The 230-nt window shown below is 70.9% G+C and carries 1 pseudogene; it reads left to right on the forward strand.

The features are described from left to right. Positions 1-230: pseudogene (locus BN358_RS26500) on the forward strand (NADH-quinone oxidoreductase subunit L); the annotation flags it as partial.

The following is a 230-nucleotide window of genomic DNA, read 5'->3' on the forward strand; positions in this document are numbered from 1 at the left end:
CAACTGGATCCAGGAATGGCTGGAGCCGGCGACCGGTGCGCACGTCCAGGAGACGTCGCTGGTGCCCGGCCCGATCGGCTGGGCGACCCTGCTGGTGGTTGCTGCCGGCATCGCGCTCGCGTGGTGGCTGTTCGGCACGAAGCCGGTGCCGGACGTCGCGCCCGCCTCGGCCAACCCGTTCACGGTCACCGGCCGCAACGACCTGTTCGGCGACCTGATCAACGACACCC

It is taken from the genome of Sedimentibacter sp. B4 (assembly GCF_000309315.1).
Classification (GTDB): domain Bacteria; phylum Bacillota; class Clostridia; order Tissierellales; family Sedimentibacteraceae; genus Sedimentibacter; species Sedimentibacter saalensis.